Annotated in this window: 13 protein-coding genes; 6 read left to right on the plus strand and 7 right to left on the minus strand. The window is 44.8% G+C overall.

The features are described from left to right. Positions 1-78 precede the first annotated feature (78 nt). Positions 79-1,041, plus strand: a complete 963-nt coding sequence (locus tag IH879_08080; protein MCH7674894.1) for a T9SS type A sorting domain-containing protein — start codon at positions 79-81, stop codon at positions 1,039-1,041. A 73-nt stretch (positions 1,042-1,114) separates the two neighbouring features. On the opposite strand, the gene IH879_08085 is transcribed toward IH879_08080, so the two are convergent. From IH879_08085 to tadA, 7 genes are all read right to left on the minus strand, one after another. Next, entirely contained in the window at positions 1,115-1,738 is a 624-nt protein-coding gene (locus IH879_08085) for an energy transducer TonB (GenBank protein ID MCH7674895.1), read from the minus strand. A gap of 491 nt (positions 1,739-2,229) precedes the next feature. Continuing rightward, positions 2,230-2,577: a type II toxin-antitoxin system VapC family toxin gene (locus IH879_08090; GenBank protein ID MCH7674896.1), complete on the minus strand. Its 348-nt coding sequence runs from the start codon at positions 2,575-2,577 to the stop codon at positions 2,230-2,232. A gap of 36 nt (positions 2,578-2,613) precedes the next feature. Continuing rightward, entirely contained in the window at positions 2,614-2,841 is a 228-nt protein-coding gene (locus tag IH879_08095) for an AbrB/MazE/SpoVT family DNA-binding domain-containing protein (GenBank protein ID MCH7674897.1), read from the minus strand. 98 nt (positions 2,842-2,939) lie between these two features. Beyond that, the gene (locus tag IH879_08100; GenBank protein ID MCH7674898.1) at positions 2,940-5,243 is read right to left on the minus strand and encodes a carbohydrate binding family 9 domain-containing protein; all 2,304 of its coding nucleotides are present in this window, start codon (positions 5,241-5,243) and stop codon (positions 2,940-2,942) included. A 122-nt stretch (positions 5,244-5,365) separates the two neighbouring features. After that, positions 5,366-7,009 (minus strand): alkaline phosphatase family protein, encoded by a 1,644-nt coding sequence (locus IH879_08105; protein ID MCH7674899.1) that lies wholly within the window; start codon positions 7,007-7,009, stop codon positions 5,366-5,368. A gap of 27 nt (positions 7,010-7,036) precedes the next feature. Then, the gene (gene fumC, locus IH879_08110; protein MCH7674900.1) at positions 7,037-8,431 is read right to left on the minus strand and encodes a class II fumarate hydratase; all 1,395 of its coding nucleotides are present in this window, start codon (positions 8,429-8,431) and stop codon (positions 7,037-7,039) included. Positions 8,432-8,853: 422 nt separating this feature from the next. Continuing rightward, on the minus strand, positions 8,854-10,842 hold the full coding sequence (gene tadA, locus IH879_08115; protein MCH7674901.1) for a Flp pilus assembly complex ATPase component TadA: 1,989 nt from the start codon (positions 10,840-10,842) through the stop codon (positions 8,854-8,856). Positions 10,843-11,055: 213 nt separating this feature from the next. Here tadA and IH879_08120 point away from each other — a divergent pair, with 213 nt between their 5' ends. From IH879_08120 to IH879_08140, 5 genes are all read left to right on the plus strand, one after another. Beyond that, complete coding sequence (locus IH879_08120) at positions 11,056-12,540, plus strand: hypothetical protein (GenBank protein ID MCH7674902.1); 1,485 nt, start codon at positions 11,056-11,058, stop codon at positions 12,538-12,540. After that, a complete protein-coding gene (locus IH879_08125) occupies positions 12,522-13,835 on the plus strand; it encodes a glycosyltransferase family 2 protein (protein MCH7674903.1) in 1,314 nt (437 codons plus the stop codon). Before IH879_08120 ends, IH879_08125 begins: the two co-directional genes overlap by 19 nt. Further along, positions 13,829-15,943, plus strand: coding sequence for a TolC family protein (locus tag IH879_08130; GenBank protein ID MCH7674904.1), 2,115 nt, complete (start codon positions 13,829-13,831; stop codon positions 15,941-15,943). Before IH879_08125 ends, IH879_08130 begins: the two co-directional genes overlap by 7 nt. Continuing rightward, on the plus strand, positions 15,933-16,538 hold the full coding sequence (locus IH879_08135; GenBank protein ID MCH7674905.1) for a hypothetical protein: 606 nt from the start codon (positions 15,933-15,935) through the stop codon (positions 16,536-16,538). Before IH879_08130 ends, IH879_08135 begins: the two co-directional genes overlap by 11 nt. Before the next feature lie 90 nt (positions 16,539-16,628). Continuing rightward, on the plus strand, positions 16,629-16,824 hold a 196-nt coding region (locus IH879_08140; protein ID MCH7674906.1), incomplete at its 3' end, for a hypothetical protein.

Here is a 16,824-nt window from a genome sequence, read left to right on the forward strand (position 1 = left end):
ACGTTCAACACGGATCCGAATCTGTCAGACATATGGGATACGTTGTTCGGGGTCGCTCCGCCTACGAGTTCGGGTGGGATGGTCACCCTACAAGCTGACCAAGTTGTCACCTGGGAAGAAGGCACGTTAGAGATGGGTGGCGTAATGAAGCTGGACGTCAAGACGGATAAGAAAGATCCCACCGTGAAGAAGGTCAAGATCAGCAAGGCTAGGAAGAAGGACGGCACCACCACGTTTGTTTCTGGTGATGGCGGTGTCAATCCCAACCTGGCGGATGGCGGTTGGCATGAGGTCAAGATCAAGAACATGCTCGACATAACGGTCTCCTTTGACGGTGAAACCGTAACAGGTCTCTTAAAAGAGCTGAAGGTGAAGCTTGACAAGAATTCGACGACCGCTGCGCCCGTGGTCAAAGACTTCAAGATTGACATCACAGGCGTCACGACCGCTGCTGATGTGAAGAAAGGGACGGTGACGTCGGTCGTGGTGACGATACCTGCGACCAGAGTCACAGCGCTGGCCACAACCGATTACGAGGAGAAGGTAAAGGATAAGCCTGAAGTGCTCGGCGGCCATACGGAAGCCGAGTTCAAACGCGCGAAGAATGCGCTGACCGAGGGGGTGGATATAGCGAGCTTAAGTGATGGCTTCAACGACCAGCTCAAAGAACGCAAAGGGCCGTGTTCCATTAGTGCGGCGCCTGTGAGTTTGCCAAAGCTTGCCGTGCCTACCGACGATGTGACCGTTCAAGAGACGATACCGGAAGGTTATGCTTTGGAACAGAACTACCCGAACCCGTTCAACCCCAGCACCACGATTACCTTTGCGGTACCGGAAGCGAGCGAAGTCAAACTGGCCATTTACAACCTGCGCGGCCAGCTCATTCAGACCTTGCACTCAGGTCCAATTGCAGCCGGCCAGCACAGTGTGGTCTGGAACGGCAACGATTCCCGCGGCGCCAAAGTGGCGAGCGGAGTTTATGTGTACAGGCTTGAGGCAAAAGGATTTGCTTTGAGCAAGAAGCTTGTTTTGATGAAGTAGGAGAACCAAGCCTTCCAGGTTTCAAAAACCTGGAAGGTTTTTTATGCTGATGTGATGAAAAACAACCGCAAGTTTACTTATGAAGTGCAAATTTAACGGGTACCATTACCCAGACACTCACGGGTTCGCCGCGCTGCTTAGCCGGCTGCCAGCGGGATTTTGTTACAGCCTGAATTGCGGCTTTGTCCAGAATGTCATAACCGGATGATTTGAAAACCCTTGCCTCAGTTACCATGCCATCAATATTTACCAGTGCGCGAACAAAAACCTTACCGTCAATTTCTATTTTACGCGCCCAGTTAGGATAGCTTACGGTTAAGCCGCCAATAAGCTCGGGCTTTTTATCGTAGGCGACAAAGGGTATGGAGTTAACAGGTCCAGGGGATATTTCCGGCACGGGCTCCAACTCTTCTTCGACAGGCTCGAGTACTGGCTTGATAGGTCCAAGTTTAGGCAGCAAAACCTCTTTTGGGGGAACCGGTTCGGGCGGTTGAGGTGGCGGATCCGGCAGTTTGGGTTTCGGTGGCGGTTTAATATTAATAACAATAATACTTGCCTGCTCCGGGCGATTGTCTTGCTGTATTTCCGGGATAAATTCAAACTTCCGCATCACAAAAAAAGCAACGTGACAAATCACCAGGGCTCCGATAACCCCCAGCTTTACCCTTTTGCGATAATTAATTAGATTTCTTCTCATAATTATCACCTCCTGTTATTAAGAGCCGATTCAACTTAAAAATCGCTCACCTTTCTTTGAGTCGGACTTGCTTTCATCTATTAATGTCTTCAAAAGCTCAAAAGTCAACGGAGACGTTTAAATTTTCTGTAGTCTGAATTTATTCCATTTGTATAAATGTTCAGTATCGGAGTTATTCAGTGTCTTCGGTGTTTAGCGTTTTTACTCTCACAAAAAAACTGCAGCTATACCAACACTTCGGCAATTCTTTTCAGAAGAGCCTTATTTTTAGTATGCGGTAAAAGTGAGAAGGTTTCAATTTTAGGAGGGTCGGACACCAACAATGGGTCCGGTATAAGCTAACTTATTGGTCCAATAAACCTTTGGCTGAAGTCTTTCAAGCTAAAGCTTGAACACCTGACCTGACTCATTCAGCAAATCAAGGAGTTGGCTGTATTTGACGATGAGACTTCGGGATCTGAAGGTTTGGAACTTTCGGAGGTCTTTTCTCCTTACCAAACTGTTTGAATCGGATAAGCTGCAAACATTCTATCCGCTGTCATAATCGGGAGTTTATCAGAAAGGCACTGCGAAATGAGGAGTCGATCAAATGGATCTTTATGGTGGTGGGGTAGATTTTCGACCGCGGCCATGTGTTCGATCGTAATGTCAAGCAGCGTAATTCCATGCGTCTGCGTTCGACTTGTGATGTATTGATCGACTGGAAGCGGGAGGTTCAATTTGTTTAGACCTGATTTGATGGCCATCTCCCAGACACTTGCCATACTGAGGTAGAGGGTGCTGTCAGAATCCAGAAAAGTCGTTCTGGCTTTGGGAGACAAATTTGGGTCATCGATCATCAAAGCTAAAAATGCATGCGTATCAAAGGAGGACTTTCAAGACATGTATTCCTTGAATTCATCAAGCGGGGCATCGAAATCGTCGGCGATCTCCACTTGGCCTTTGTCAGTTCCAATCACCCTGTTCGTTTTAGAATTCGGTCTAATAATGATCTGGTTTTCGCATTGCTCCAAATGGACGGTTTCGCCCGGCTTAAGTCCTAAGTTTTTTCTAATGCCTTTTGGGATGAGCACTCGACCAAATTTGTCCAGTTTCGTCTCCATATATTTTCCTTTTTGGCAAATTTATTAAAAAAATTGGCAAGAAACAATACCTTTTTGAAAAAAAACCTTCAAGCTGAAGCTTGAACAGCTGACACCGATTAATTCAGCAAATCAAAGAGCTGGCTGTATTTGACGATCAAGCTTCGGGATCGGGTTCCCCACTTCCGATTTTCATGCTCGCGGACATCATTATAAACAACAAACAACCCGGTATTCGCGGACTGCAGCCAGCCAAGCCGTAAATTGCTTGACCAAATATCGGCGCTGTCATTGTATTGAATCAAACCTTGAAGAAAAAGACGTGGTGTAAACGAATAGGAAATACGGGCGGTCAGTAAATTGGTAACAAAGCTGCCGTTGGGAAGATCAATATTATTATAACGCAAGCTCAGTTGGGTGTTGAAATTTTCGCCGATACGAAATCTTAGGGAAGGACTCAGAGAAATTCTGTCCCCGCCAAAATAGCCGCCGATAGTTGCACGCATGCTAAAGCTTATCCAGGCACCTCGATTGGTAATCCCAACCAGGGCAATTTCCGCATGATCGTAAGTACCCGGCGGTATAAAGACATCCTGAATTTCGACTGAATCTTCTTCCACATCAACAATCGGATGGATTCCTTCTTTCGTAAGGTTGACACCGGTATGGAACTCGTAGCCGTTCTTCCATTCCCAGTGAGTGTCTATGTGCCACTTGCCCGACTCCTGAAATCCATCAAAATCCCAGTAACCTTCGTATGAAATGTGCGGCCGTGTTTCGAGCAAACCAAGAAAATCTTTTGGGCGGGTGGTGTTAAAGATCATAAAACGGGACTTACGAAATCCACTTCTTTGCAAAAATCCTACTTCCGGATTAAACGCATCACTAACCTGCATATAGCTTGCTGTTAGTAACCAGGCTTCTGCCCCATACCGCGCTCCAAACCTGAAGGCATATTCATCTTCATCTACACCCGGTGTAGCTGTTTGCGCCGCAAATCCGGAAAGCTGGCCATATTTGCCAATTCCCCATCTGCCGTCGAGGGCAAAAGTACGGTTATAATCAGCGCCTTCGGAATAGCGGCCACTCCCCTGGCGATTAACAAATAGCGCCCCAATTGCAGAGCGGTTCGGTAGTTCTTTGTTGATTCGAACGACTGTAAAATTATTGCTTTGAATTTGAGTAGTATCGCTGCTCAACTCGTCCGCCTCAATAAATTGTCTTGATTCTGTTTGCATGTTTAGAAGCCCGACATTTAAACCCGCGGCCTTCCCCGACAAGCGACCGCCTGCCAGAATCGGCACCTGAAACCCTCCCGAAGCTATACCAATTCGCCGGCTGAAAAACAGCTCCACTTCGCCCGGACTGCCCACGGAAAAAAATCCGGCATTTTCAAGAAAGAACGGACGTTTTTCCGGAAAAAAGAGATTGAAGCGGTCGAGGTTTATTTGCTGCTCATCCACCTCGACCTGGGCGAAATCGGTATTGTAGGTCGCATCTAAAGTCAGGCCCGGCGTCACACTATATTTTAAATCGATTCCTGAATCCAGATCTCGTTGTGTTTCGCGTTCAAGCGGGTTTTGAAAATTACGGCTGACTTGGCCAAGCGTGTAAGGAATTATTTTTAAATTATTTTGACGTATATTTTCCAATCCGGATAGTGTGCCCGCCAGTGAAATCTTTTGAATATTGTATTGCCGATCCAACTTTACCCAATAAGACTTTTCGTTTCGCCGGCGGATATTTCGTTGGAAATTGACGCCCCAGGTCTGAGCATCCTTTTTGGAAAATCTCAAAGTTTTGAACGGAATGGCAAATTCAGCGCTCCAGCCAATCTCCGAAATTTTGGTTTTCACTTCCCAGGAAGCGTCCCAATTAAGATTGAAGCCACTGACGGCGCCGCGCTGCTGCCTGCCGCCTCCAAATCGGCCGCTACCTTCATTCGTAACCTGGGCATCATATTCGATGCCGGCCGGATTTGTACCGAACAAAAAACCATTCTGTTTATCATGGTAGGTATCCAGAATGAGTTGAAAGCTGTCTGTCTCCTCAAGGGAAGCATCGCGGCGGCTGTCTGAAACAATAATGCGCTGCGGTTCGCGATCATAACAAACCACACCGAAATAAAGGGTGCGGTTGGTGTAGATAATACGCACCTCGGTTTTTTCCGAAGCCGCCTGGCCTTGATCCGGCGTGGTCTGCCAGAAACCGGTTACCGGTTTGGCAGCTTCCCATGCGGCATCATTGAGCACTTCACCATCAAGGACTGGGGAAGTTTCTACCTTCATTGCAGTAACCAAGGGAGAGGTTGGCTCTATATCATTCTTGGAATCATCATCTAGAGAAGTTTGGGCTAAGATGATTGCCGTACTGGTTAAGAAGGGCACCAATATGGAGAACGCGATAAATGACTTGAACTTCAAAATATCTTTCCTCCTCTTTTGAATAAAGCAAGATACGAAATTAGTTTTTTTGAAGCAAAAGAATTTTGAAAGAATCGATATAGCGGGTTGAGGTGTATTAAAAAAGGAAAAGATTATAAGATTTACTTAAGGGCTCCCTCCAAAACCTTACCCTGCACCTCCTCAGGCATATCTACTTTTATAATTTGCGCGACTGTTGGCGCAATATCAGCAATACTCACTGCTTCTTCATAAAAACCAGGCTTAATCCCGGATCCATAAAACAGCAAGGGTACATGGGTGTTGTATTTCCACGGTGAACCATGATTTGTTCCTGTCGGGCCATGGAAGATCCAATTTTCTTTAACCTGAAAAAAGACATCCCCCGAGCGCCCGGGGAAAAAACTGAGCAGCGCTCTTTCTCCTAACTCTCCCGCAATCTCGCCATTTTCAAGCTGTGAATGAGTGTAAAGGGCGTGAAAGCATCCCATGTCAGATAGCACAGGTAGAACAATCTGCTCTGCTTCCGAAACCGAGAGTGATTTTTCATGCAGTGCAATGCGGTTCAAATAAATATTCGAGGGACTGACGTAGCTGACCCAGGATTCTGCAGACCCGAGTAAACCAAATTTTTCAGACAAGGCCCCGTCAATCACTTCGATCACCATTTCACGATTTATCCTGCCTGGACTCGCGGCGTTGTTTTTGTTAGCAATTAATTCGGGGAGGGCAGGAATACCATGATCTGAGGTGAGAACGATTGTACATTGATTCAGGCCGATCTTTTCATCTACAAAATCAAACAACTTTTCCAGAACACGATCGGTGCGAATAACCATATCCATGACCTCAGGACTGTCAGGTCCATAAATATGGCCAACCCAATCGTTTGAAGAAAAACCCACCCACAAGATATCTACAGCATCTCGTTGTCCGAGCTCTTCATGCACGATTACTTGCTCTACAAACTCTTCCAGGACTTCACTTCCAAATGGACTGATCCGAAAAGCGTGAAAATAACTTTCAGTAATTGAACTTTTTCCACCATCGACGGTGTGAGGAAAGGTTCGTCCTAAACCTGCTACGTCTTCTACAAAGTCAACATCATCGGGACCCTGGATGTTATAAACACTATCGCTTAAGATCCGGTCCCAGGTTTTGCCAAAATAAGATTTGATTCTACCGGATGAATTAAAATCTTTCACCCAATTCGGTAATTCATCCAAATAGTATTTCGACGTCGTGAAAAGTGAATCGACAAACCAATAGACAGCATCCGCATCTTTGCCACCCATCATGATAGCTGAGGTAGATTTATATGAAATTGAAACTACTTTAGATTTTTCACCATTGGATCTTTTCAACTCATCGCCGATTGTAGCAGCAAGAAGATAATGGGGTGATCTACCGTCTCTGTCAGAAGCAATCAAAGTGAAAGAGTCATCACCAACTGAAGACACCGAACTCTTTTGCTCCTGATCATACCATCTATTGGCGATGATTCCATTAACATTCGCATGAGTACCTGTTGAAATAACCGCATGTCCCGCTGATGTTTTTGTAACTGAATGCTTATACTGGGCATTGGTAAAGTTTGCCCCAGCTTTAAAAAAGAGACTAAAGCCGCCATCGCCAAAATATTTCGAAAAGCGAGTCAAGTAATCATAACGCAACTGATCAATTGAAATGAACAGAACAAGTTTTGGTTTTTGAGTAGCACAGCTGGAGAGATTGAGGACAACTAACAGCAACAAAAACAAAATTAGCAAGCTTCGCAATTTTATCATAGAGCAGGTCCTATTTAAAGAAAATGCTTACTTCGGCAGCTCCCCCACCATCTTTTCCGGCACCACGTGTTTATCAAATTCTTCACCCGTCAGGTGACCAAGGCTAGTCGCAGCTTCGCGCAAAGTAGTGCCTTCTTTGTGTGCCTTCTTGGCAATTTCTGCGGCTTTATCATAACCAACAACCGGGTTCAAAGCGGTCACGAGCATTAAAGAATTCTCGAGATTCCTTTTGATGGCTTCGTGATTCGGCTCAATGCCAACTGCACAATTATCATTGAATGATTCACAAACGTCGCCAATTAGTCTGGCAGACATGAGCAAGTTGTAAATCATCACAGGTTTAAAGACATTCAATTCGAAATGGCCGGACATGCCGCCGATATTTATCGCCAGGTCATTACCGGCAACCTGAGCGCAAACCATGGTCATGGCTTCAGCCTGGGTTGGGTTAACTTTCCCCGGCATAATTGAGGAGCCGGGTTCGTTTGCCGGAATGAGAATCTCGCCAATACCGCACCTGGGGCCGGAGGCCAGCAGCCGGATGTCGTTGGCAATTTTCATCAAACTAGCTGTGACTGTTTTTAAGGCGCCGGAAGCCTCAACAACAGCATCGTGAGCTGCGAGGGATTCGAATTTGTTTTCTGCAGAAACAAACGGCAGCCCGGTCAGCTCAGCAATTTTTTTTGCGACTTTGTCAGCAAATCCAGGTGGCGTATTGATACCGGTTCCGACGGCAGTTCCGCCCAAAGCAAGCTCGGAAAGATGCGGCAGGGTATTTTTAATCGCTTTAATTCCGTGCGTCAATTGCGAGGCGTATCCTGAAAATTCCTGTCCCAAAGTCAGCGGGGTTGCATCCATCAAGTGGGTCCGGCCAATCTTGACAATTGACATAAACTCTTTCGCTTTAGACGCAAGGGTCTGCTGAAGTTTTTGAACCTTTGGAATGGTATTTTCGACAAACAGTTTATAAGCAGCAATGTGCATCGCCGTCGGAAATGTATCGTTGGAGGACTGTGACTTATTGACATCATCGTTCGGGTGAATCGGTTTTTTGGAGCCGATTTCTCCGCCAAGTATTTCGATCGCCCGGTTAGAAATCACTTCATTGACATTCATATTGGACTGGGTTCCCGATCCGGTTTGCCAGACGACAAGCGGGAAGTGAGCATCATGTTTTCCCGCTTCAATTTCATCACACACTTTGGCAATTACATCGACCTTTTCTTTAGACAAAATTCCACTTTCAAAGTTCGTTAAAGCCGCCGCTTTTTTCAAAACCGCAAACGCATGAACGACTTCGATGGGCATTTTTTGACCGCCGATTTTGAAATTTTGCAGCGAGCGTTGGGTTTGCGCGCCCCAATATTTATCCGCAGCAACCTCGATGGTTCCCATGCTATCTTTTTCCAGACGACTGCTCATGTTTCTTGCTCCTTCAAAAAAAATCGCTCTAGGTCGATCAGAGTGGCTAAAATAGTACTTCTACTGATTCTTGGGCCACGGATTCACCCCGTCAGATAAAGATATCAGCTTGCTAGAACATCAAAGACTTTAATCTAACGGGGTGAATCCGGCTTATTTTTTTCTAAAACGTTTACCCACTTTGATCGACATAGAACCAAAAAATATCCTAAGAAAAGTAAGATTAATTTAAAGAATGCTATTTGAAAATGCAAGCAAAACGAATTCAGGGCATCTTCCTTTTTGAGGTACAAAGTGGCCTGCGCCACTATGTAGGCCTGATCTCCAGTGGTTGAGTCCACTGGTCTACGGGTTAACGTAAATAACGAAAGGTTGAAACGAAATAGACAGGAATTGAAGGATAGTTGAGACGTCTTCGAATCTTAACACTTTAATACCTCGACTTCAGTTTGAGAGCTTTCATCCACGACATGAGTTTTAGCTGAGGGTACCACACCTGAGCCTTCACTGGCCTTAATTAACTCTTCAATTGAAATCGGCTGCAAACCGTCACTGTCATCGCGGCAGACAATACGAATTACTTCTTCCAAAGTCGTCAACCCTTTGAGCGCCTTATAGAAACCGTCTTCGGTCATTGTAACGAATCCGGCATGTTTACGGGCGATTTTTTTTATGTCCGAAGATGTGCTGCGTTTAAGAATTGCGTCCCGAATAGCATCGTTGACCAATAAAACCTCGTGAATCGCAGTCATTCCTCTGAAGCCGCTGTGATTACAATACACACATCCTTTTGATTGCAAAAATTGGAATCTATTCAGCCTATCTTTCTTGAGACTGTTGAAAAAAGCCAGCGTTTTGATGCCGGGTTTATATTCCTCTTTACAGCGATCACATAGAACTCGAACCAGTCTTTGGGCTACTACCGAAATGAGCGTCGACGAAATCAAAAAAGTCTCAATACCCATATCCATCAACCGCAAAAGTGCGCCGGCGGCATCTTCAGTATGAAATGTGCTCAAAACTTTGTGACCGGTGAGCGAAGCCTGAATGACCGCTTCGGCCGCTTCCGGGTCGCGAATTTCGCCAATCATCAAAACGTCAGGATCCTGTCGCATCATGGCTCGTAGACTTTTGACATAATTCATCCCGATCTTCGGAGAGACGTTTGCTTGAATAACTCCTTCGATGGTATATTCAACGGGATCTTCAATGGTTACAATCACGCGATCCATATTATTTAAAAAATTTAAAGAGGCATAAAGAGTGGTGCTTTTACCGGTTCCGGTGGGACCGGTCACTAAAATAATCCCGGAAGGATGCCGCAGCATGTCTAAATATTTCTCCAGATTCGCTGGCGAAAAGCCAACCTTATTAATATCAACGAAATCACTTTGGCGGCTTTGAACCCGGATCACGAGGTTTTCACCCCAGATCGCGGCATAGGTGGAAACCCTGAGATCATACTCCTTGCCCATGATTCTTGCTTGGATCCGGCCATCTTGGTGTCTTCTCTTTTCAGCAATATCCAGGCCGCAAAGCGCCTTTATGCGGCTAATTAGTTTCGGGGTCAGCGAATTTGGCAAGTCGGTTTTGTGATGCAGCAAGCCATCGATCCGATACCTGATCCGTAATAATTTATCCTGAGGTTCAATATGAATATCGGTCGCGCGCTCCATAATCGCATTTGAAATAATGAAGTTCACAATTTCAATGATATTGTCATCTTTGCTCTTAATGAAATCGCCGTCGCCAATGACCAAATCTTTTTCCGCTTCAGGGGATTCCAACTCCTGACCCATTTCAACTTTTTGATGATATAACCTTATAGTTTTGCGAATTTCAGATGGCGGGGCAATGGCCGGAATAATATTACATTTCAAAATCTCCTTAAGCAAGCGAATTGTTTCTTCATGAAGTGGATCGGCCATTATTACGGTTAAATTATTCTTTTCCTGAAAAGCCGGGATGAACTCATGTTCATGAAGAAATTCGGGGTTAAACTTCTTGAGCAATGTTTTATCAATCAAACCAATCGAAGGAAGAATTTTAGGAAAACCTAACTGGATACTTAATGCATCCACTAAAACCACTTCGTTCAAAAAGCCAAGATTGATTAAAATGTCGCCCAGTTTTTTCCCGGAAGACTGCTGTTCTTCAAGAGCTTGTTGGAGATGTTCTTGCGTGATAACTTGCATATTGACCAGCAATTCCCCCAGCGGAATGCTGTTGTGGTACTTTCGCAGAACCCTGGTAAGATCCTGTCGTGAGACAAAACCCTGATTGACACATTCCTCACCTAATGGGGCATAAAGCTTTTGTTCCTTTTTGAGATCAAGAACCTTTTTTAACTGCGCTTTGGTAATGAGTCCTTCATTTATCAGAAGCTCACCAATCAATAGTTTTCTGGCCATTTACCTTCTTCTCCGTTTAAGTTTCATGCGCTATTTATTTTATCGGCAGTTTGTGACTTCGCCTTAGCCTCAGCCTATTCTTAAATTAGTGCAACAATTCAGCCCATATGTTAATTAACGTAAACAAAAAGTCGAAATATAGAGATGCATAACTATGCGCTTTTAAAGCGGATTAAATGAAGCTCGTTGTTTTGTTTAAAAGTTAGTTTATAAATGACCAGTGACAACATGCTGACCTCAGAAGAAAAAAATGTGACTACAGTCACGGCAGGTGGTATAAACAGAATCGAGCTTGACACGAGAATACATTTATGTCTGATATCCGAAGAGACAAACAGTATCATCGAGGAGACATTACATGAAGTTTGTGAAAACCTAAAGGTCGAATCAAATGAATTTAATCATTTAACCCTCACAGAAGAATTAGGTGTCGCGGATTTAATTATCCTTGATATAAAGAATGTTAAGTGGGGTTGTAATAAAATCAAAGAGCTTCGTGCTGAACCAGAGCATTTCCTGAAACCAATTCTCGCCGTCTACGAACAGGCCCCGGATAATTTCACAGAACTCGCTGATGTTAACCTCATCTGGCCTGTTTTACAATCTGAATTCTGTATAAAAGTAAAAGATCTTGTCAAAGTTGCTGCAAACGTGCAAGACTTAATTGCAGTACCAAATTCGATCGGTGAAACCGGATTTAGAAAACTCCTGATGGTAAGACACCTTTACACACGCGAATCCGAGATCCTGGCTCCGATCCGCAATCACCAATCTTCGGTGGGTTATACATTCCCTGCAGCACAAATTTTGTTCAAGGTCAAACCCGGAGAAGAAGTTGCATTTTTAGAAGAGCTCGAAGAAGCCCAACTCCTGACTTCAAAGCTGATTGACAAAGTTAACATTTGCCCGTTTTGCGAACACACTCAAATCAATTTTCGTGAGCTTTGTCCGCACTGCCGTTCTTTGAATATCAGTGAAGAGACGACCATTCACCACTTCAGGTGCGCTTACATTGGCAGAGAGTCAGAGTTTCGGCGGGGAATCAATTTAACCTGCCCAAAGTGCAGCCGCGAGCTCCGCCACATCGGGGTTGATTATGACAAACCCTCGGAAGTGATGTGGTGCAATGACTGCAACCAAAATTTTTCCGAGCCGCTGCTTTCCTGTTATTGTCTCGCTTGCGCGAAAACGTTTCCGCCGGAAAACGCGCTGATCAAACGGATCAATGAATATAAACTTTCACAAGACGGGATTAGAGCCGCAGAAGAAGGCGCGCTTCCAGGTTCCGGTCTGATAAACATCTTGAAAAAGGAAGTTGGTTTCTATAAACGTGAGGTGTTCATGGAGATGCTTCGCATCGAGGTCTTCCGCTGCCGCCGTTATAAATACAAGTCCACTTTATCGAGGTTCAATTTGGGAAGCGCAGGCGATAACGCAACATCTAGAAAATTCAAAAATGATTTTGCCGCAGTGATCAATCAAACGTTTCGATCAACCGATTTATTTACTGATTCGAGCAGCGGAGAACTGCTTGTGATATTCACCCACACAGACTCTGTGAATGCCAGGATTGCTTTTAGCAGATTAAAAACCAGTATCGATAAGATCGCGATTGCCAAAATCGACTTAAAATATGACCTGGTCGATCTGGCATCGCAAGATGACAGCCTGGATGGAATTTGGGAGAAATTGAATTGATCCCGGTTTTATTTACAGATACAATTAGTTATTTACTAAGCCTGGACTTCGCCGGGTTTGTTCGCGTTTTCTGGTTTTTCCTGATATTCGATCTACCGAGATACTTCCTGAGCGATATTTATATCTTTTTTAGAGTCCTGTTCAGCAGCAATAAAGTTAAAGTCGATGATGATTTCATTTTGCAATTGCGGGACACTCCGCCTTTGGTTTCTATTATCATTCCGGTTCTAAATGAGCAGGAGACGATTGCATGGACAGTTCGCTCATTGCAGGAGCAGAGTTACGCAAATCTTCAGCTCATCATCGTTGACGACGGCTCAACCGACGACACCCCAAGAATCTGCCAGCAACTCGCGAAACATGAAAACATCATTTCCCTGAGATTCTCATCCAGAGCAGGTAAGTCCGCAGCGCTAAATTACGGGCTTAAATTTGCGCAAGGCGAATTCGCCGTATTTGTCGACTCCGACACAACCTTTGACAGACATGCAATTTATGAGTTGATGAAAACTTTCGCGGATCCAACAGTCGGCGGAGTTTCCGGTAATTTGCGAGTCCGAAACGGTGACATTAATATTTTGACCAACCTCCAGCAAATCGAATACCTGTTTACGATTTCAATCGGCCGGAGAATCCGCTCCCGCTTTGGAATTCTGCCAATCATTTCCGGCGCTTTTGGCGGGTTTAGAAGAGAGCTCATTTCTTTAGAAACGATGGGCGGCCACGAACCCGGGCCGGGCAATGATTCGGACCTCGCAATCAGAGTGAGAAAAAAAGGCTACCAAATTGTATTTCAACCGAATGCAGTTTGTTTAACAAATGTTCCGGATAATATCCTGAGCATCGTTCGGCAGCGTTCGCGATGGGATCGGAATTTAGTCAAAAACCGGCTGAGAAAACATAAAGATATTTTTAATCCGTTTTCGAAAAATTTTAGACTCATCGATCTCATTACTTTTATCGATTCAATATTCTTCGGCGCGGTCATTTCATCAATTGCAGTTTTTTACCTGTTAGATCTGGCGCTCAATTTTACCCAAATTCTACCGGTGCTGCTTTTTATAAATTTCTGCCTCTACTTCAGCGCTGAATTGGTAGAGCTGTTCATAGGCGCCTATCTCAACCAAAATGTCAGAGATTTAAAGCTGGTGTTTTACCTACCGCTTTTTAATCCTTACAAGCTGTTTTTAAAATTCGTTCGCATCGGGTCCTATTGTCAAGAATTATTTTTTCATTATTCTTATCGCGACCAGTTTGCTCCCATTAAAGTTCGTGAAAGGATGATCAGATGGTAACCAAGAACCTGCTTCTATTTCTTCTTCTCTGCATCAGTTTTTGCATTGGCGCCAATCACCCGGCCATGGCGTTGCAGAAAAAGCATAGCTTCCAAGATCTTGAAAAACTGATCGTGCAAAACGATCATGGGATTGCGGCAATCAGGCAAAAAATGCAGGCAATGGAAAGCAGACGGTCTGCCGCCAAAGCTCAATATTTGCCAAAACTCAGCACGAATTACAGATTCTTTGGAGATGGGTTAAACCTGACTGATGAAGACTTTGGCAGAAAACATTTTCTCACACTGCGTTTGAGTCAAGACCTGGTTAAACTAACGAAGGTCAGGTCACACAAGATTGACGGTATCAACGCACAATTAGATATTTTAACATCGCAGTTGCAAAACAGTAATCGGCTCTCGTTTTTGGCATTTAGAAAATCTTACATCGAGGTTCTGCAAAATCGCTCGCGCATTTTCTATTATAAGAAACTTATAAACGCTTACGAGAAAATTGTTAAAATAAAAAGAAGAAGATACAAAGAACAGGAAGAGCTTCTAACTGAAGTTTTGGAAACCGAAAAAGAGTTGATCAATGTCAGGGGATTGCACGCCTATTATCAAACTCAAATCGATAAACAGAAAAATATTCTTGCCGAATTTCTTAAGCTCAGCAGCTCCGATATTGAGTGGAATGAGACCGGGTTAAATCACGTCCGGATTCGTGAAGAAAAGCTCCTTGCAGTGGCCGTTGAAAACAGCGATGGCTTTAAGCTAAATCAGGCCAGAGCCAGATTAGCAGACATCAAGGCGGACGGCTCGACGTATGACAACGTTACTTTCTCTCCTTATTTTGGCCTGCGAATTCGAGGTGATAAATTCAACCAATTGCAAACCGGTCCGGAAGCTGGCGTCAGTCTTTCGATTCCGCTTTGGTTGAAAAGCATCAGAAGCCACAAACATAATCAGTACAAATCGGAAAGCAAAGCGTCCAAATTAGCGGCCGAACACGAGGTTTTTGAACTCAAACAAGAAGTCATTTCGGTGCTGCATAAGTATCAATTACTGGATGTGAAAATAAAAAATTCGAATGACATTCTAGACTTACTCACCGAAAAAACCCGCATTCAAAAATCAAGGCATGACAACGAGCTACGAAATCTTAAGCTCGATCCGGTCACGCTGCTGGAGCTAGAAGCGCAAATCGCGGCCGAGAAATTAGATAGAATTTATTATAAATACGAACAAGACCAGGTTTATTACCAACTCATCTATTTGGCCGGGATGACCCGGCCGGAAGATTTTTCTTATCACCTTTCAAAAGATCGCGACATGGCGAGAAACGGATACACCGAAGCAATTTGGCTTTGGAACACCGCTGAAGTTCTTAAAGGAGAACCGAGAGAAGCGTTCATTAATTTTTGCAAAAACCAGGGCGTCAACAAAGTCTTTGTTTCAATTAACAAAAAAGTTATTCCCTCAATTGAGCAATCTTCCGACCTGCAAACCTTCATCGCTTATCTTCATTATGCCAATATCAAAGCAGCCGCTCTGATGGGGGAGCCCATCTGGGTCTATAAAAAGAACCGACAAAAAATGCTGAGAAGAATTCGATTCGTACTTGAATATAATAACAACACCATAGACCCGGCACGTTTCGACGCCATTCATTTGGACATCGAGCCGCATACTTTAGCTGAATGGGGAGACTATAAAAAATTCCTCGTCAATAATCTGGCGGAGACCCTACAACTTGCTAATAACCTTAATTCGCGGAGGAAACATAAGCTTGCGCTCGAGATCGACATCCCAACATTTTATCACAAAGTAGACAAAACTGCCCTGGAGAAAATTGTTCAGAACGCGGATGTTGTGACGATAATGGCATATGAAAGACGCACCGCTGAAAGTGTCGTGAAATCAGTGGAAAATATTTTAGGCTTGGCAAATAGAATGAACAAGCGGGTCCTTATCGGGCTGAACGCCAGAGAGTTTGGTGAAAAAGAAATGCTGGAAGATTTACTCAAAAACGTGGGCGCTAAAGTGAGTTTGGAAAAATCATTCTCAGGATTTGCCATCCACGATTATCACCATTACCGTGATTTAGTAGAAAATAAGAATGCGCTCTAAACGACTTCGAAAAAGAGAAAGCAGCATTATAAAAGCTAAAGAAGTAGAGAAAAAACGGATTAGCTGGGGGAAATACGTTTATCTCGCGGTGCTGCTTCTCATGGGTATCGCTGCAGTTCGATGGACATATGAACGTGTGTTTTTCATGAAAGGAACGGGATTCCTGAAAGCGGAAACGACTTTCGTTGAGGCCAGAACCATCGGACGGATTCAGGAGATAAAATGCAGCATCAACGACAGGGTTTCGGAAGGTCAGCCGCTTGTACAATTTGGCAATGTGGTTTTTGCCAATCAACTTGAGATTGAACTAAGCGGCGGCGACTACTCAACCGCAAGAAAAATTATCGACCTAACGGGCAAGATCGGCGCGACGATCGACGTCATTCTCGCCGGCCAGGACGAAGCCGACTATGCAGGCAGCACTCTCGAAATGCTCGACGTGGACGGAGGTGGGGACCGCCGAGACCAGGTGGCTCAGGTACGCCGGGCCGCCTACTTCGTCGAGCCGTTCGTGGAGCTGCCGACACGGGTCATCAGCCGATCCAGGGCGCCCGAGAGATTCTGTTGTCCAGATAGATTGGCGTGGGCGTCCTGAATGTGAACGATGAGCCGTCCGTTCGTCCCCCGGTGGATCTCCTTAAGAATGACGTGTTCGAGAGGGACTCGGATAAGAGCGGGATTCTTGATGATCCTGGCGAGATTTGATTCAGGAGACGGCGTCGCCGCTGTGGCGGGATTCGAGGGTGCCGCGGAAGCGACCTGTTCCAGAGAAAAGGTCAGAATGAGCACCCACGCGATCAGCTTGAGCGGCGAACCCATCGTTCTTTTAAGTTTACTCAGTAGTGACTTAGTCATGTCGATGTCTTTTAATATGAATATAC

The sequence above is a fragment of the candidate division KSB1 bacterium genome, from assembly GCA_022562085.1.
Lineage (GTDB): Bacteria > Zhuqueibacterota > Zhuqueibacteria > Oceanimicrobiales > Oceanimicrobiaceae > Oceanimicrobium.

Coding starts and splice junctions, on each gene's coding strand:
- IH879_08080 (MCH7674894.1), top strand. CDS start 79: ATGGTCACCCTACAAGCTGACCAAGTTGTCACCTGGGAAGAAGGCACG.
- IH879_08085 (MCH7674895.1), bottom strand. CDS start 1,738: ATGAGAAGAAATCTAATTAATTATCGCAAAAGGGTAAAGCTGGGGGTT.
- IH879_08090 (MCH7674896.1), bottom strand. CDS start 2,577: ATGATCGATGACCCAAATTTGTCTCCCAAAGCCAGAACGACTTTTCTG.
- IH879_08095 (MCH7674897.1), bottom strand. CDS start 2,841: ATGGAGACGAAACTGGACAAATTTGGTCGAGTGCTCATCCCAAAAGGC.
- IH879_08105 (MCH7674899.1), bottom strand. CDS start 7,009: ATGATAAAATTGCGAAGCTTGCTAATTTTGTTTTTGTTGCTGTTAGTT.
- fumC (MCH7674900.1), bottom strand. CDS start 8,431: ATGAGCAGTCGTCTGGAAAAAGATAGCATGGGAACCATCGAGGTTGCT.
- tadA (MCH7674901.1), bottom strand. CDS start 10,842: ATGGCCAGAAAACTATTGATTGGTGAGCTTCTGATAAATGAAGGACTC.
- IH879_08120 (MCH7674902.1), top strand. CDS start 11,056: ATGACCAGTGACAACATGCTGACCTCAGAAGAAAAAAATGTGACTACA.
- IH879_08130 (MCH7674904.1), top strand. CDS start 13,829: ATGGTAACCAAGAACCTGCTTCTATTTCTTCTTCTCTGCATCAGTTTT.
- IH879_08135 (MCH7674905.1), top strand. CDS start 15,933: ATGCGCTCTAAACGACTTCGAAAAAGAGAAAGCAGCATTATAAAAGCT.